At 63.1% G+C, this 15,256-nt stretch carries 15 protein-coding genes and 1 pseudogene; 8 read left to right on the top strand and 8 right to left on the bottom strand.

The genetic code is table 11. The features are described 5' to 3' along the window. Nucleotides 1–5: 5 nt before the first annotated feature. The 8 genes and pseudogenes from hisI to C4K27_RS31665 all read left to right on the top strand — a co-directional run bounded on the left by hisI (nt 6) and on the right by C4K27_RS31665 (nt 5,067). Nucleotides 6–398, top strand: coding sequence for a phosphoribosyl-AMP cyclohydrolase (hisI, locus tag C4K27_RS02125; protein ID WP_053259345.1), 393 nt, complete (start codon nt 6–8; stop codon nt 396–398). A 2-nt stretch (nt 399–400) separates the two neighbouring features. After that, the gene (locus C4K27_RS02120; RefSeq protein ID WP_007925883.1) at nt 401–733 is read left to right on the top strand and encodes a phosphoribosyl-ATP diphosphatase; all 333 of its coding nucleotides are present in this window, start codon (nt 401–403) and stop codon (nt 731–733) included. Between the two features lie 25 nt (nt 734–758). Then, nucleotides 759–1,037: a twin-arginine translocase TatA/TatE family subunit gene (locus C4K27_RS02115; protein WP_007925884.1), complete on the top strand. Its 279-nt coding sequence runs from the start codon at nt 759–761 to the stop codon at nt 1,035–1,037. A 10-nt stretch (nt 1,038–1,047) separates the two neighbouring features. Then, the gene (gene tatB / locus C4K27_RS02110) at nt 1,048–1,488 is read left to right on the top strand and encodes a Sec-independent protein translocase protein TatB (protein WP_009041805.1); all 441 of its coding nucleotides are present in this window, start codon (nt 1,048–1,050) and stop codon (nt 1,486–1,488) included. Then, complete coding sequence (gene tatC, locus C4K27_RS02105; protein WP_053259344.1) at nt 1,485–2,279, top strand: twin-arginine translocase subunit TatC; 795 nt, start codon at nt 1,485–1,487, stop codon at nt 2,277–2,279. The genes tatB and tatC overlap by 4 nt, the downstream gene beginning before the upstream one ends. Further along, the gene (locus C4K27_RS02100; protein WP_009041803.1) at nt 2,276–2,983 is read left to right on the top strand and encodes a 16S rRNA (uracil(1498)-N(3))-methyltransferase; all 708 of its coding nucleotides are present in this window, start codon (nt 2,276–2,278) and stop codon (nt 2,981–2,983) included. The genes tatC and C4K27_RS02100 overlap by 4 nt, the downstream gene beginning before the upstream one ends. 167 nt (nt 2,984–3,150) lie before the next feature. Further along, a pseudogene (locus C4K27_RS31670) lies at nt 3,151–4,212 on the top strand (methyl-accepting chemotaxis protein); the annotation flags it as partial. After that, on the top strand, nt 4,195–5,067 hold the full coding sequence (locus C4K27_RS31665; RefSeq protein ID WP_370686808.1) for a methyl-accepting chemotaxis protein: 873 nt from the start codon (nt 4,195–4,197) through the stop codon (nt 5,065–5,067). The pseudogene C4K27_RS31670 and the gene C4K27_RS31665, both read left to right, overlap by 18 nt. Nucleotides 5,068–5,253: 186 nt before the next feature. Here C4K27_RS31665 and C4K27_RS02090 read toward each other — a convergent pair whose 3' ends face one another. From C4K27_RS02090 to hutG, 8 genes are all read right to left on the bottom strand, one after another. Further along, nucleotides 5,254–5,988 (bottom strand): amino acid ABC transporter ATP-binding protein, encoded by a 735-nt coding sequence (locus tag C4K27_RS02090; protein ID WP_053259342.1) that lies wholly within the window; start codon nt 5,986–5,988, stop codon nt 5,254–5,256. After that, nucleotides 5,981–6,940, bottom strand: coding sequence for an amino acid ABC transporter permease (locus tag C4K27_RS02085; RefSeq protein ID WP_394325632.1), 960 nt, complete (start codon nt 6,938–6,940; stop codon nt 5,981–5,983). The genes C4K27_RS02090 and C4K27_RS02085 overlap by 8 nt, the downstream gene beginning before the upstream one ends. 153 nt (nt 6,941–7,093) lie before the next feature. Then, a complete protein-coding gene (locus C4K27_RS02080) occupies nt 7,094–7,891 on the bottom strand; it encodes a transporter substrate-binding domain-containing protein (protein ID WP_053259340.1) in 798 nt (265 codons plus the stop codon). A gap of 233 nt (nt 7,892–8,124) precedes the next feature. Continuing rightward, complete coding sequence (gene mdoH / locus C4K27_RS02075; protein ID WP_053259339.1) at nt 8,125–10,695, bottom strand: glucans biosynthesis glucosyltransferase MdoH; 2,571 nt, start codon at nt 10,693–10,695, stop codon at nt 8,125–8,127. After that, nucleotides 10,688–12,481 (bottom strand): glucan biosynthesis protein G, encoded by a 1,794-nt coding sequence (locus C4K27_RS02070; RefSeq protein ID WP_007925899.1) that lies wholly within the window; start codon nt 12,479–12,481, stop codon nt 10,688–10,690. Before C4K27_RS02070 ends, mdoH begins: the two co-directional genes overlap by 8 nt. Before the next feature lie 277 nt (nt 12,482–12,758). Continuing rightward, on the bottom strand, nt 12,759–13,196 hold the full coding sequence (gene dtd, locus C4K27_RS02065) for a D-aminoacyl-tRNA deacylase (RefSeq protein ID WP_053259338.1): 438 nt from the start codon (nt 13,194–13,196) through the stop codon (nt 12,759–12,761). After that, a complete protein-coding gene (gene pip / locus C4K27_RS02060; RefSeq protein WP_007925901.1) occupies nt 13,193–14,164 on the bottom strand; it encodes a prolyl aminopeptidase in 972 nt (323 codons plus the stop codon). The genes dtd and pip overlap by 4 nt, the downstream gene beginning before the upstream one ends. A gap of 282 nt (nt 14,165–14,446) precedes the next feature. After that, nucleotides 14,447–15,250 carry an N-formylglutamate deformylase gene (hutG, locus tag C4K27_RS02055; RefSeq protein ID WP_007925902.1) on the bottom strand — a complete coding sequence of 268 codons (804 nt, stop codon included), beginning with the start codon at nt 15,248–15,250 and terminating at the stop codon, nt 14,447–14,449. Between the last annotated feature and the right edge of the window lie 6 nt (nt 15,251–15,256).

Raw genomic sequence — 15,256 nt, 5'->3', positions numbered from 1 at the left:
CGAAGATGAAAGATTGGCTGGACGAGATCAAATGGGACGCTGACGGCCTGGTGCCAGCCATCGCCCAGGATCACAAGACCGGGCGCGTGCTGATGATGGCCTGGATGAACCGCGAGGCGCTGAGCCTGACCGCTGCCGAAAACCGTGCCATCTACTGGTCACGTTCGCGTGGCAAGCTATGGCGCAAGGGAGAAGAGTCCGGGCATGTGCAAAAGCTCCATGAAATACGCCTGGACTGCGATGCCGACGTCATCATCCTGATGGTCGAACAGATCGGCGACATTGCCTGCCATACAGGCCGCCAGAGCTGCTTCTACCGCGTTTATGAAAACGGCGACTGGAAAACGGTCGATCCGGTACTCAAAGACCCGCACGCGATCTATCAAGCAGGACACTGAACATGAGCGATACCCTGACCCGTCTGGCCCAGGTGCTGGAAGAGCGCAAAGGCGCCGCCGCCGACACTTCCTATGTCGCCAGCCTGTACCACAAGGGCCTGAACAAGATTCTGGAAAAAGTCGGCGAGGAATCGGTGGAAACCATCATCGCCGCCAAGGACGCCGCCCACAGCGGCGACTGCAGCGATGTGATCTACGAAACCGCCGACCTGTGGTTCCACACCATGGTCATGCTCGCCCAGCTGGGGCAGCATCCGCAGGCCGTTCTCGATGAACTGGACCGGCGCTTCGGTTTGTCCGGACACGCCGAGAAAGCCTCGCGTCCGTCCGCCTGAACATCATTTAGAGAGGAAACGAAGCATGGGCATTTTTGACTGGAAACACTGGATCGTCATCCTGGTTGTCGTGGTGCTGGTGTTCGGCACCAAGAAACTGAAAAACCTCGGCACCGACGTCGGCGAATCGATCAAGGGCTTTCGCAAGGCCATGAACGACGACGAAAAACCCGCCGAGCCCGGCGTGCCACCGACCGCCCAGCCTGCTCCACCGGTCCAGCCGCAAAGCGCTCCGTTGAACCAGCCGCACACCATCGACGTGCAGGCGCAAAAAGTCGAAGAGCCGACCCGCAAAGACTCGTGAGCACTGACTAATGTTTGGTATCAGCTTCTCTGAACTGCTGCTCGTCGGCCTGGTGGCCCTGCTGGTGCTCGGCCCCGAGCGTCTGCCGGGTGCCGCGCGCACGGCAGGCCTGTGGATCGGCCGCTTGAAGCGCAGCTTCAATGCGATCAAGCAGGAAGTTGAACGGGAAATCGGTGCCGATGAAATTCGTCGGCAACTGCACAACGAACACATTCTGTCGCTGGAACAGGAAGCGCGGAAGATCCTCAATCCGACCCAGCAACAGCCGACACCGGTCGAGCCCGTGGCCGAGCAGAGCATTCATGCGCCCGCCGCGGCGCCTGAAGCGCCAGCCAGCGCGACCACGGCGAGCCCCACTGCCGCAACTGCACCGGCCGAACCGGCTGCGCCCGTGACAACGCCTGTCACGCCAGCCCCCCACGACCCTACTTTGCCGCCGCGAGCCCCATGAGCGATATTCCGGAAAACGACCAACATATGCCGCTGGTGTCGCACCTCACCGAGTTGCGCACCCGGTTGCTGCGCTGCGTGGCGGCGATCTTCCTGATCTTCGGCGGGTTGTTCGCCTTCACCCAGCAGATCTACACCATCGTCTCCACGCCGCTGCGTCAGTACCTGCCGGCGGGCGCAACGATGATCGCCACCGACGTGGCGTCGCCGTTCCTGACGCCGCTCAAGCTGACGATGATGGTCTCGCTGTTTCTGGCGATCCCGGTGATCCTGCACCAGATCTGGGGCTTCATCGCCCCCGGCCTGTACAAGCATGAAAAGCGCATCGCCGTACCGCTACTGGTCTCCAGCATCCTGTTATTCTACATCGGCATGGCCTTCGCCTACTTCCTGGTGTTCCCGCTGATCTTCAAGTTCTTCGCCGCGGCCACCCCGGCCGGCGTGGAAATGATGACCGACATCACCAGCTACCTCGATTTCGTCATGACCCTGTTCTTCGCCTTCGGCGTGGCGTTCGAGATCCCGGTAGCGGTGGTGCTGCTGGTGTGGATCGGCGTGGTCAACGTCGCCTACCTGAAGAAGATCCGCCCGTACGTGATCATCGGCTGCTTCGTGGTCGGCATGATCCTGACCCCGCCGGACATTTTCTCCCAGACCTTGCTGGCAGTACCGATGTGGCTACTGTTCGAGATCGGCATCCTGTTCGGCAGCCTGATCAGCAAGCGCGGCGACCATCCGGACGACCAGCCGGCTGAAGACCACAACGACCAGCCGCCAGCGACCCAAGCGTGAACCTGCTGCTTCTTGAAGAGGCCGACTTCATCGCGGCCGACCGGGTGATCCTGCGCGATCGCCGCCTGACCCACATGCAGGAAGTCCATCGTGCCGCGGTGGGCGACAGCCTGCGGGTCGGCCGTATCGGTGGCCTGATGGGCTCGGCCGAACTACTGCGCCTGGAGCCCGGGGAGGCCGAGCTGCGAGTCAGCCTCGACCAGCCGCCGCCGACCAAGCTGCCCCTGACCCTGGTGCTGGCCCTGCCCCGTCCGAAAATGCTCCGCCGCGTGCTGCAAACCGTCGCCGCCATGGGTGTGCCCCGGCTGGTGCTGGTGAACAGCTATCGGGTCGAGAAAAGCTTCTGGCAAACCCCTTTCCTCGAACCCGAGGCGATTCGCGAGCAACTGATTCTTGGCCTGGAACAGGCCCGCGACAGCGTGCTGCCGGAAGTGGTCATCGAAAAGCGCTTCAAACCTTTCGTCGAAGACCGTCTGCCAGCGCTGGTCGAAGGCACCCTCGGCCTGGTCGGCCATCCCGGCCAGTACCCGGCCTGCCCCCGCGGCCTGGATGAGCCGGTGACCCTGGCCATTGGCCCGGAAGGCGGCTGGATCCCCTACGAAATCGACCTGCTGGGCAAGTCCGGCCTGCAACCGGTGCAGCTCGGCGAGCGCATCCTGCGGGTCGAAACCGCCGTCACCGCCCTTCTCGCCCGCCTCTTCTAAATTAGCCCCACTACTCGTAGGAGCGAGGCTTACCCGCGATAGCGCTGTGCCTGACACGGCACCATCGCCGGCAAGCCTCGCTGCTGTTGCACGGATGCTTCAGATTAATCTGACGCAGCCGATAGCCTTGGTACAAAACCTATTAATAGCCCAAGGGAGTTCGCGGCATGTACCGTTGGTTAGCCCAGAGTCTGGGAAATGTGAGCGTCAACCTCAAACTCGGCGTTGGCTTCGGCCTGGTGCTGCTACTGACCCTGTTGATCACCGCGACCGGTTGGCTGGGCCTGGGCAATGTGATCGAGCGCGGCGACAAGCTGGGCTACATCTCCAGCCTCAACGAGCTGACCAAGGACCTGCGCAACGCGCGCCTGGACTATGAAATGCGCCGTGGCGAACAAGGCCCGGGGCCGGTCAGCGAGCTGCTGACCAAGCTCGACGACGGCTTGCAACGCGCACGCAAGATGCTGGAAATGCCTGAAAGCATCGCCATGATCGACCAGCAGATCGCCGCCGTCAGCGAGTACAAGCTGGCCTTCGCCGACATGACCCGCGCCACCGCCAGCCGTGAAGCCGCCCGCGCCAAACTGGGCGCCACCGCCGATAACGCCGTGGCCCGGGTGGCCGAAGTGGAGAAATCCATGCTGCAGGGCGACAGCGTGGCGCAATTCAACAGCGTCATCGACCTGAGCAAGCTGATCCAGCAGGCGCGTTTCCAGGTCCGCGGCTACACCTACAGCGGCAAGGCCGAGGCCGAACAGCCGGCGCTGGACGCCATCGACAACGCCCTGAACAACCTCGCCAGCCTGCCGGCCAAGCTGCCGGAACAGCACCTGGCCAACCTGCAACAGGCCACCGACGCCCTGAAAGGCTATCGCTCGGCGGTCAGCGACTTCCGCGATTCCCAGGTGGCCAGCGCCGCCGCCCTCAAACGCATGGCGGCCCAGGGCGACCGCCTGATGGAAGTCAGCAAGCAGCTGACCGCCGCACAAACCCACAAACGCGACAGCGACGCCGCAAAGGCCAGAAGCACCCTGGCCATCGTCACCGCGCTGGCCCTGCTGTTCGGCCTGGTCGCCGCCTGGAGCATCACCCGGCAGATCGTCATCCCGCTGCGCCAGACCCTCAAAGTGGTCGAGCGTGTCGCCTCGGGTGATCTCAGCGAGAACCTGCAGGTCGAGCGGCGCGACGAGCTCGGCCAGCTGCAACGGGCCATGCAACGCATGACCCTGAGCCTGCGCGAGCTGATCGGCGGCATCAGCGATGGCGTCACCCAGATTGCCAGCGCCGCCGAGCAGCTGTCGGCGGTGACCGAACAGACCAGCGCCGGGGTCAACAGCCAGAAAGTCGAGACCGACCAGGTCGCCACCGCCATGAATGAAATGGCCGCCACGGTCCAGGAAGTCGCGCGCAACGCCGAAGAAGCTTCGGAAGCCGCGGTCGCCGCCGATCAGCAGGCCCGCGAGGGCGACAAGGTGGTCGGCGAGGCCATCGCACAGATCGAGCGCCTGGCCGCAGAGGTCGGCAACTCCACCGCGGCCATGGGCCACCTGAAGCAGGAAAGCGACAAGATCGGCAGCGTGCTCGACGTGATCAAGTCGGTCGCCCAGCAGACCAACCTGCTGGCCCTCAACGCCGCCATCGAAGCCGCCCGCGCGGGCGAGGCCGGTCGCGGTTTCGCCGTGGTCGCCGACGAGGTACGCAGCCTGGCGCAGCGCACCCAGAAGTCCACCGAGGAGATCGAGGAGCTGATCGTCGGCCTGCAGAACGGCACCCAGGAAGTGGCCAACATCATGGACAACAGCCGCAGCCTGACCGACAGCAGCGTCGAACTGACCCGCCGTGCCGGTGGCTCGCTGGAAAACATCACCCGTACCGTCTCGGCGATCCAGGCGATGAACCAGCAGATCGCCGCCGCGGCCGAACAGCAGAGCGCGGTGGCCGAGGAAATCAACAGAAGCGTGCTGAACGTGCGCGACGTGTCCGAGCAGACCTCGGCAGCCAGTGAAGAGACAGCGGCCTCCAGCGTCGAACTGGCGCGCCTGGGGACCCATCTGCAGACCCTGGTCGGGCGCTTCCGGGTTTGAGCCAGGGCGACGGCGATCCCTGTAGCCGCTGCCGAGCCCGCGAGGCTGCGATCGCCCCGAAGGGGCGCAGCGATCTCAAGGCCCTCAGATGTTCGGCCTGAGATCGGGAACCAAGGTCCTGCGGACCTTATCGCAGCCTTCGGCAGCGGCTACAGGGCGTATTGCCAAGCAGGGTATCGGGGTGGGTTACAGGACCTGACGCAAAAACGCCTGGGCCCGCGGGTCTTTGGGTGCATCGAAGAACGCCGTTGGCGAGGCGTCTTCCAGCAGTTTGCCGTGATCGAAGAACAGCACCCGATCCGCCACCTCCCGGGCGAAGCCCATTTCGTGGGTCACGCAGACCATGGTCATGCCTTCCAGGGCCAGGGTCTTCATCACATCCAGCACTTCGCCGACCATTTCCGGGTCCAGCGCCGAAGTCGGCTCGTCGAACAGCATGACCTTGGGTTCCATGGCCAGCGCCCGGGCGATGGCCACGCGCTGCTGCTGGCCGCCAGAGAGCCGCGATGGGAATTCGTTAGCCTTCTGCGCGATACCGACCTTCTCCAGCAACGCCAGGGCCTTGGCCTCGCGCTCCTGCTTGCCGCGCTTGCGCACCACCTTCTGCGCCAGGCAGAGGTTTTCCAGCACGGTCATGTGCGGGAACAGGTTGAAGTGCTGGAACACCATGCCGACTTCGCGGCGATAGGCATTCACATCGGTCTTCGGGTCGGCCAGTTGCAGGCCGTCGATGCTCACCGAGCCGGAATCGAACTGCTCCAGGCCGTTGAGGCAACGCAGGAAGGTCGATTTGCCGGAGCCGGACGGACCGATCACCACCAGCACTTCGCCCTTGGCCACGCGGGTGGTGACGTTATCCACCGCGCGGACCACCTGGCCCCGGGTGTCGAAGACTTTTACCAGATCGCGAACTTCAATCACTTTGCGCGAGCCTCCGCTCAAGCCGGCTGGCCATCTTCGACAGCGGCAGGTTGATCAACAGGTACAGGGCCGCCACGCAGAACAGGATCTCGAACGGCGAGAACGAGGTGGTGATGACTTCACGTCCGCTCTTGAGCAGCTCGGTGATGGCGATCACCGATACCAGCGAGGTGTCCTTCACCAGGCTGATGAACTGCCCGGCCAGCGGCGGCAGCACGCGCTTGAAAGCCTGCGGCAGCACCACATGGCGCATCGACTGGCTGGCGTTCAGGCCCAGGGAGCGGGCCGCCTCATTCTGGCCGCGAGCGATCGACTGCACGCCGGCGCGGACGATTTCCGCCACATAGGCACCGGTGAACAACGAGAGCGCAGCGATCCCGGCGAACTCGCGGGACAGGTTCAGCACCGTGCCGATGAAGAAATAGAAAATGAAGATCTGCACCAGCAGCGGCGTGCCGCGTACCAGTTCGACATAGAGGGTCGACAGATCGCGCAGGGTCGGGTTGTTCGACAGTCGGCAAAGCCCGGTCGCCAGGCCGATGAACAGCCCCAGCACCCCGGACACCACCGACAGCCACAAGGTGGTCCACAGGCCCAGCAGCAGCGGTCCGGCCGCCCAGTGACGGGTCACGCCGATCACATCGCCTTCGGCCACATCGTCGCCACGGGCAACTTGCAGGCTGTTCTCGTCGACCGTCAGCTGTTGCTCGTCGCCCGCGTCGTTGCGCAGCGTGACTTCGGCCTTGCCGCCTTTGCGCACCAGCTCGCTGACGGTGGAGATGTCCGCCGCCCGCTGCGATTCCTCGGCCTGGTAGGCGAAGTACTGTGGTACGCGGTTCCAGCGCCACTCGTAGGACATCAGCGAGGTGGCGTAGTACAACGCGCCGGCCAGGCCGACCAGCACCAGCACGGTCAGTACGTGCCAGGGCCATTGGGCTTTTTTATGTTTGATCACTTTGCAGGTTCCAGCCGTTTGCAGCGGGGAGGTTCGGTATTGCCGATCAGGACGCCATCGCGAGCCGGCTCGCTCCTACAGGGATTGCATGAATCCGTAGGAGCGAGGCTTGCCCGCGAATGGGGGCGACTCGGTCTGTCTGACCGAGTGTTACTCCATGTCCTTGAGCCACTCGGTGCTCTTGAACCACTTGTCATGGATGCGATCGTAGGTGCCGTCTTCGTGGATCTGGTGCAGGAAGTTGTTGATGAAGTTGAGGCTGTCGTAGTCACCCTTCTTCAGGCCGAACGCCAGGGGCTCGTAGGTGAACGGCTTGTCGAGGAACGTAAGCTTGCCGTTGCCGACCTTGCTCAGCGCCACCACGTTGTACGGGGCGTCGTAGATGAAGGCGTCGGCCTTGCCGTTGACCACGTCGAGCACGGCTTCCTGCTCGTTGTCGTAGCCGTGGTACTTGGCCTTGGCAATCAGCTTCTTGGCGACCATTTCGCCGGTGGTGCCCAGCTTGGAGGTGATGCGGTAGTCGGCGCTGTTCAGGTCTTTATAGGACTTGATGGTGCCTTCCAGCTCCTTGCGGATCAGCAGGGTCTGGCCGACCACGATGAAGGGTTCGCTGAAGTTCAGGCGCAGGTTGCGTTCCTGGGTCAGGGTCATGCCGCTGCCGATCATGTCGAACTTGTCGGTCAGCAGGGCCGGGATGATGCCGTCGTAGCCGGTGGAAACCAGCTCCAGCTTGACGCCCATGGCCTTGGTCATGGCCTTGAGGATGTCGACCTCGAAACCGATGATCTCGCCGCGCTTGTTGGTCATCTCGAACGGCATGTAGGTCGGGTCCATGCCGACTTTCAGCGTGCCGCGCTTGACCGCATCATCGATGGCGCCAGCCTGGGCTGCATTGACCGCCAGCATTGCCGTGACGCCGAGCAGCAGCATCGAGAGATACTTCTTCATCTTCAAGTCCCCTGAACCCATTTTATTGTGAGGTGAACCCGCGGCCGGTTTTCCCTTGGAAAACCGGCAGATACGGACACCATGGGCCCGCTCGCGGCAATTCGGGGTGCGATGCTAACTCACCCGCCTATTTGCACAAGGGCTTGACCAGGATTTGTTGTTACAGAGCGGACGACAAAAAACGGACGCCACAAACAACAACGCCCTTGAGAGCACTCTCAAGGGCGTTGTCATCAGGCCGGTTGGGCGATTGTCGTTGGCGGTCGCAACGGCAACAACGGTGCATGAGGATCTTCATCCACCGATTGCCGCCAGGCGCTCAGCCAGTCGGCGTGGCCTTCGCTCCAGACCTGCTCGTGCAGGCGGGCCAGGGCCACCGGATCGCTCAGCAGCGCCAGGCGCTCGCCGTTGTTCAGCGCCGCCGGCCCGGCTTTCAGGGCATGGCGGACACGTTCGATACGCAGCCACTCGATCGGCTCGGCCAGGCCGTGCCGAGACGTCGCCAGGGCACAGGCCAGGGCGTTCTGCTGCGGATCGACCACTGCCCGGATGAAACCGTCGTTCAGCGCATGCCAACGGTTTTCATGGGTGTACTGGTCGGTGGACAGCAGTTCCTGGGGCGGCGCGTATTCCTCGGGGATCAGGAACAGGCTTTCGTCACGGGACTTCAGGCCCAGGCCGACGCGGCTGGAAATCACCGACACCGGGATCGACAGCATCAGCGAACCGACGATCGGCACCAGCCACCAGAGGAAGCTCGGGTTCAGCCAGATCACCAGCAGCGCCCAGCAGAAGCCCAGCAGGGTCTGCGGACCATGGCGGCGCACCGCTTCGCTCCACGGCGTAGAGTCGTCGTCACGTTGTGGCGAGTTCCAGGTCGCGGCCCAGCCCAGGAACGCGGCCAGCACGAAACGGGTGTGGAAGATCATCCGCACCGGCGCCAGCAGCATGGAGAACAGCATCTCCAGCAGCATCGACAGGGTCACCTTGAACTTGCCGCCGAACTCTTTCGCGCCCTTGGCCCAGATCAGGATGATGCTCAACAGCTTCGGCAGGAACAGCAGCACGATAGTGGTCGAGAACAGCGCGATCGCCTTGTCCGGATGCCATTGCGGCCACAGCGGATACAGCTGGCGCGGCTCCAGGAAGTACTGCGGTTCCATCAGCGTGTTGACCGCCAGCAGCGCCGTCGACAGCACCAGGAAGAAGAACCACAACGGCGCCGACAGGTAGGACATCACCCCGGTGAGGAACACCGCACGGTGCACCGGGTGCATGCCCTTGACCAGGAACAGGCGGAAGTTCATCAGGTTGCCGTGGCACCAGCGCCGGTCGCGCTTGAGCTCGTCCAGCAGGTTCGGCGGCAGCTCTTCATAGCTGCCCGGCAGATCGTAGGCAATCCACACGCCCCAGCCGGCGCGACGCATCAGCGCCGCTTCGACGAAGTCGTGGGACAGGATCGCACCGGCGAAGGCGCCTTTACCGGGCAACGGCGCCAGGGCGCAGTGCTCGATGAACGGCTTCATGCGGATGATCGCGTTATGGCCCCAGTAGTGGGATTCGCCCAGCTGCCAGAAGTGCAGGCCGGCGGTGAACAGCGGGCCGTAGACGCGGGTGGCGAACTGCTGCATGCGCGCATACAGGGTGTCCATGCCCGAGGCTTTCGGCGCGGTCTGGATGATCCCGGCGTCCGGCGTGGCTTCCATCAGGCGCACCAGGCTGGTCAGGCATTCGCCGCTCATCACGCTGTCGGCGTCGAGCACCACCATGTACTTGTAGTCGCCACCCCAACGGCGGCAGAAGTCGTCGAGGTTACCGCTCTTGCGCTTCACCCGACGGCGGCGACGGCGATAGAAGATCTTGCCGAACCCCTTGGTTTCGCGGCAGACGTCCAGCCAGGCCTGTTGCTCGGCCACGCAGATATCGGTCTCGTTACTGTCGCTGAGCACGAAGAAGTCGAAGCGGTCCAGGTCACCAGTGGCCGCGACCGACTCGAAGGTCGCCCGCAAGCCGGCGAATACCCGCGGCACGTCTTCGTTGCAGATCGGCATGACCAGCGCGGTACGGGCATCCTTGGGGATCGGCTCGTTACCGGCGCTTTTGCCGGAAATGCGGTATTTGTCATGCCCGGTGAGCAGCTCGAGGAAGCCCATCAGCGCGGTCCAGAAACCGGCCGAGACCCAGCAGAACAGAATGCCGAACATGATCAGGATGCTGGTCTGCAGGGCATACGGCAGTACCTGGGTGGCGGTCTGCATCAATGGCTGATGCATGACTTCTTCCAGGTCGACGAACGACCAGCCCTGGTACGGCATGATGCCTTTCATGTACCAGCCGGCGACGATGGTCTGGCCAAGCATCAGCAGCAACAGGATGTAGCGACGGATCGAACCGACGGTGCGCCAGCGGGCGGCCGGCAGCACGTTCTGATCTTTCGGTGGCTGCGGCGGATTGGTCCGACCGGTCAGGCGCCGCCAGCCACGCACCAGGATATTGGTGCGCCATGGCTCGGGAACCACCTTGGTCCGACGGATCGGCGGCGTGGCCTTGAGGCACACGCGACCGCTGGCGTCGAGCGCCAGCATCTCGGCATCGATCAGTTCCTCGGCGGAACCCAGGGTCAGCCGGTGGCCCACCGAGGCCTGGGCGGCATCGGCGGGCGCGTCGAACGTCGACGACGACAGGCGTTCGTGCAGTTCACTGAAGGACTTGCAGCCCGCGAGTTCCGCGCGCTGCTCATCGGTCATTGGCAGGTGCGCCAGATACTCGGCAAGAGTCTCTGGCTGTACTTGAGCGTTACTCATCGGCAGGCAACTGGTAGCTCCAGGTCTCGGTCAGGACTTGCTCGGTCGGGACAGATTCCGGTGTGGCTGGGGCCGCCTCGGCAGCCGCAGGCTGCTTGGCGTCTTTGTGGTTCTTGGCGTCCTTGGCCGGTTTGGCGTCGGCTTGCTTGGCATCCGCCTCTTTCTTCTCCTGCTGCTTGGCGGCGACTTTGTCGGCCTTGGCAATGGAGGCGCTGGAGGCTGGCGACACGGCCTTGGCCGGCTCGACAGGGGTGGCGTTCTTGACCAGGGCCGCGCGCATCTCGGTGGATTTGCTCGGGTCCTTGATCTTCATCCGCAGGGTCAGGCGCCAGCCCTTGGTTTCAGGGTTGTAGCGCACGCTGTTTTCCACCAGCTCGGCGTTGTCGCCGACGCTGACCTGGCTGCGCACCTCGGTGTCTTCCGGCAATGCCGCCAGGGATGGACCTTCGAAGTCCACCAGGTAGGCCACGCTGCCGTCCGGTTGGCGGATCAGGTTGGATTGCTTGACGTCACCGGTGGAGCGCAGGGTCTGCTCGACCCAGGAGCTGTCCGGCGAATGCAGGGAAGCTTCGTCCATGGTCCAGTGCAGGCGATAGGCGAAATCGAACGGCTGGCCTGGCTCAGGCTGCTTTTCCGGGCTCCAGAACGCCACGATGTTGTCGTTGGTTTCGTCCGCGGTCGGGATCTCTACCAGGTCGACGGTGCCTTTGCCCCAGTCGCCCTTCGGCTCGATCCAGGCGCTTGGACGCTTGTCGTAGCGGTCGTCGAGGTCTTCGTAGTGGCTGAAGTCGCGGCCACGCTGCAGCAGACCGAAACCACGCGGGTTTTCCACCGAGAAGTTGCTCACGGCCAGGTGTTTCGGGTTGTTCAGCGGACGCCAGATCCACTCGCCGTTGCCGGCATGGATCGACAGGCCGCTGGAATCGTGCAGCTCGCGACGGTAGTTGAGGACTTTCGACGGCTGGTTGGCGCCGAACAGGAACATGCTGGTCAGCGGGGCGATGCCCAGCTTGCCGACCTTGTCACGCAGGAACATCCGGGCCTTGACGTCGACGATGGTGTCGCTGCCCGGACGCAGGGTCAGGCGATAGGCGCCGGTGGCGCGCGGCGAGTCCAGCAGGGCGAAGATCACCAGGTGCTTGTCGGTCGGCTTGGGTTGCTGGATCCAGAATTCGGTAAAGCGCGGGAATTCCTCACCGGACGGCAGCGCGGTGTCGATGGCCAGGCCACGGGCCGACAGACCATAGACGTGCCCCTTGCCGACGACGCGGAAGTAGCTCGCGCCGAGCATGGTCATGATTTCGTCCTGCTTGTCCGCCTTGTTGATCGGGTACAGCACGCGAAAGCCCGCATAACCGAGCTGCTCGGTGGCCTTGGGATCGAACTTGAGGTCGCCGAAGTCGAAGCGAGTCGAGTCGTATTTGATCTCTTCGACGGTGTTCGTGGTGATTTCGTTGATTTTCACCGGCGTGTCGAAATGCATGCCCTGATGATAGAAGGACAGCTTGAATGGGGTTTTCTGCTTGGCCCACTCGGCCTTTTCAGGCAGGAAGCGGATTTTCTGATAGTCCGCGAACTTCATCTCACGAAATTCGTTCGGCAGGTTACTGCGCGGAGCCTCGTACTTCTGCCCGGCCAGATCCTTAGCCTTGGCCGATACATCATCCAGATTGAATGCCCAGAGTTGGCCGGCGCTAAGCAGGCAAAGCAGTGCAGAGCCCGTCACCAGTGCGTTTCGTAACCGTTTGGCAGACAATTTTGGTGCATTACAGGGACTAACAATCACGAGCAACCCTCGCCGAAAACAGATCAAAAAACCAACGGCCAGCTATCTATATGCCAGGTTGGCGAGCATTGTTCCGACTCCGATGGGGCTAAATGATTCCCCAAACGGTCCCGAACAAGTCTCTACCTAAGTCAAAAACGGACCAACGAACGCTGATCCCCGTAGCGCGCGATTATCTAGTAGCCCGCGTTACAACGCATCAGGGGCGACCAAGTATTTATCGCGAAAAACGCCTATTTTCGGCCGGTTCCGGCCGAAAAAGATGTTTCAAGCACTTTCAGGTCTGTAACAGGAAGGTTACCGGGCCATCATTGACCAGATGGACCTGCATATCCGCCCCGAAGCGCCCTGATGCTACTTTGCCATGCAACTGTTGCGCCTTGCATAACAGATAATCAAAAAGTTCTTCACCGCGGGCCGGCGGTGCCGCCGTGGAAAAGCTCGGGCGCAGGCCGTTCTTGGTGTCCGCGGCCAGGGTGAACTGCGAGACCAGCAGCAAACCGCCGTCCACATCGGCCAGGGACAGGTTCATCTTGCCCTCGGCATCACTGAATACCCGATAGTTAAGCAGCTTGTGCAGCAGTTTGTCGGCACTGGCCCGAGTGTCCTCGGGCTCCACCGCCACCAGCACCAGCAAACCCTGGTCCACCGCCCCGACGATTTCCCCCGCCACTTCGACCCGCGCGCCGCGCACGCGCTGCAACAGCCCCTTCATGCTTCTTCGGGCGGCAGGTCGAGCAGGCGCCGGGCCATCTGATCAGCGGCACGCACCAGCGCATCGGTGATGCCCGGTTCGGAAGCAGCGTGACCGGCATCGCGGATCACCTGCAGCTCGCTGTTCGGCCAGGCCTGGTGCAATTCCCAGGCATTGTCCAGCGGGCAGATCACGTCGTAGCGACCATGCACGATCACGCCCGGCAGGTGGGCGATCTTGCCCATGTCGCGAATCAGCTGGTTCGGCTCGAGGAACGCATGGTTGGTGAAGTAGTGGCATTCGATCCGGGCAATCGACAGCGCGCGCTGCGGCTCGGAGAAACGATCGACCACCAGCGGGTTCGGCCGCAGGGTCGCGGTCCGCCCTTCCCAGATCGACCAGGCCTTGGCCGCATGCATCTGGGCGATCTGGTCGTTGCCGACGAGACGCTTGTGGAAGGCGCTGAGCAGGTCGTCGCGCTCGTCCAGCGGGATAGGTGCCACGTAGTCCTGCCAGTAGTCGGGGAACAGACGGCTGGCACCGGCCTGGTAGAACCATTCGATTTCCTGCGGACGGCACAGGAAGATCCCACGCAGAATCAGGCCATGAACACGTTCAGGATGGGTTTGCGCATAAGCCAGGGCCAGGGTCGAACCCCAGGAGCCGCCGAACACCACCCATTTTTCGATGCCCAGGTGCAGGCGGATCCGCTCGAGGTCGGCGACCAGGTCCCAGGTGGTGTTGTTTTCCAGGCTGGCGTGCGGGGTGGAGCGCCCGCAACCACGCTGGTCGAAGGTGATGATGCGGTACAGGTTCGGGTCGAAGTAACGGCGACTCTGGGCATCGCACCCGGCTCCCGGGCCACCGTGGATGAACACCACCGGCAAGCCTTCCGGGGATCCGCTCTCATCGACATACAGTACATGGGGTTCGTCGACAGCCAGATCGTGCCGGGCATAGGGTTTGATCTGCGGGTACAAAGTCTGCATTGCGCGCTCCGTAAGGGGTCGAGGTCATCCCTGGGGGGACTTCAATTATTCTGCCGTCCGGCATCATAAACCCGAATTACGCAATGAGCATGTCCTTGGAGACATTAGGGTTGTTTGCGCGTTTTGCGTTGTCGTCGAAGGGCTTGCCGCGGACAGACTCGCTCCTGTAGCCGCTGCCGCAGGCTGCGATCGCTCCCGAAGGGAGCGCAAGGTCTGAAGGACGTCGAAGGCCTTCGGTCTTATCGCAGCCTGCGGCAGCGGCTACAGGGCTTCCTGTCGGCTTCAGCGCCCGTAACGCTTCTGCCCCCAGGCCAGCAGCCCTTGCAGCAGCTGCTTGAGCACCACCTGGGTCGGCGCCGCCAGATCGTCGCGGTAGCGGAACGGCTCGAACTCTTCCATGTAGGTGCTCTGCGCCAGCTCCAGCTGCACGGCATGGATGTTCTCGGCCGGGTTGCCGTAGTGCCGGGTGATATGGCCGCCCTTGAAACGGCCGTTGAGCACATGGCTGTAGTCGGCATGGCGGGCGCAGATCGCTTCCAGCTGGCTGGCCAGTTCGGCATCGCAGCTGGCGCCATTGAAGGTGCCCAGGTTGAAGTCCGGCAGCTTGCCTTCGAACAGATGCGGGATCAGCGAACGGATCGAATGCGCATCGAACAGCAGGGCATAGCCGAACTCGGCCTTCAACCGTGCCAGCTCCTGCTGCAAAGTGCCGTGATAAGGCGTCCAGACCTTCTCCAGGTAAGTCGCCCGTTCCTGCTTCGATGGCTCCAGCCCCTCACGGAACAGCGGCACGCCATCGAACAGCGTGGCCGGGTACAACCCGGTGGTGGCACCGACATAGAGAGGCTTGTCGTCGGATGGGCGATTGAGGTCGATGACGAAACGCGAATACTCGGCCGCCAGGGTGCTGGCGCCCAGTTCCTCGGCGAACGCGTAGAGCTGGGGAATGTGCCAGTCGGTATCCGGCAGGCTTTGCGCCTCGGGGATCAGCCCGGCCTCGACCGCCGGTGTCAGGCGCAGGCCAGCGTGGGGCATGCTGATCAGCAGCGGCACCCGGCCTTGTTTGAAGTTCAGAACCTTATCCACAACCCT

Origin of the sequence: Pseudomonas chlororaphis subsp. chlororaphis, assembly GCF_003945765.1 — a bacterium.
Lineage (GTDB): Bacteria > Pseudomonadota > Gammaproteobacteria > Pseudomonadales > Pseudomonadaceae > Aquipseudomonas > Aquipseudomonas chlororaphis.
Note: the sequence above shows the minus strand (reverse complement) of the source record. Positions and strands in the feature narration are given on the sequence as shown.

What these genes read in the sequence shown, in the direction of transcription:
- dtd (WP_053259338.1), bottom strand. Translation starts at nt 13,196, where the DNA reads ATGAAGGGGCTGTTGCAGCGCGTGCGCGGCGCGCGGGTCGAAGTGGCG.
- C4K27_RS02080 (WP_053259340.1), bottom strand. Translation starts at nt 7,891, where the DNA reads ATGAAGAAGTATCTCTCGATGCTGCTGCTCGGCGTCACGGCAATGCTG.
- tatB (WP_009041805.1), top strand. Translation starts at nt 1,048, where the DNA reads ATGTTTGGTATCAGCTTCTCTGAACTGCTGCTCGTCGGCCTGGTGGCC.
- C4K27_RS02115 (WP_007925884.1), top strand. Translation starts at nt 759, where the DNA reads ATGGGCATTTTTGACTGGAAACACTGGATCGTCATCCTGGTTGTCGTG.
- hisI (WP_053259345.1), top strand. Translation starts at nt 6, where the DNA reads ATGAAAGATTGGCTGGACGAGATCAAATGGGACGCTGACGGCCTGGTG.
- mdoH (WP_053259339.1), bottom strand. Translation starts at nt 10,695, where the DNA reads ATGAGTAACGCTCAAGTACAGCCAGAGACTCTTGCCGAGTATCTGGCG.
- tatC (WP_053259344.1), top strand. Translation starts at nt 1,485, where the DNA reads ATGAGCGATATTCCGGAAAACGACCAACATATGCCGCTGGTGTCGCAC.
- pip (WP_007925901.1), bottom strand. Translation starts at nt 14,164, where the DNA reads ATGCAGACTTTGTACCCGCAGATCAAACCCTATGCCCGGCACGATCTG.
- C4K27_RS31665 (WP_370686808.1), top strand. Translation starts at nt 4,195, where the DNA reads ATGCAACGCATGACCCTGAGCCTGCGCGAGCTGATCGGCGGCATCAGC.
- C4K27_RS02120 (WP_007925883.1), top strand. Translation starts at nt 401, where the DNA reads ATGAGCGATACCCTGACCCGTCTGGCCCAGGTGCTGGAAGAGCGCAAA.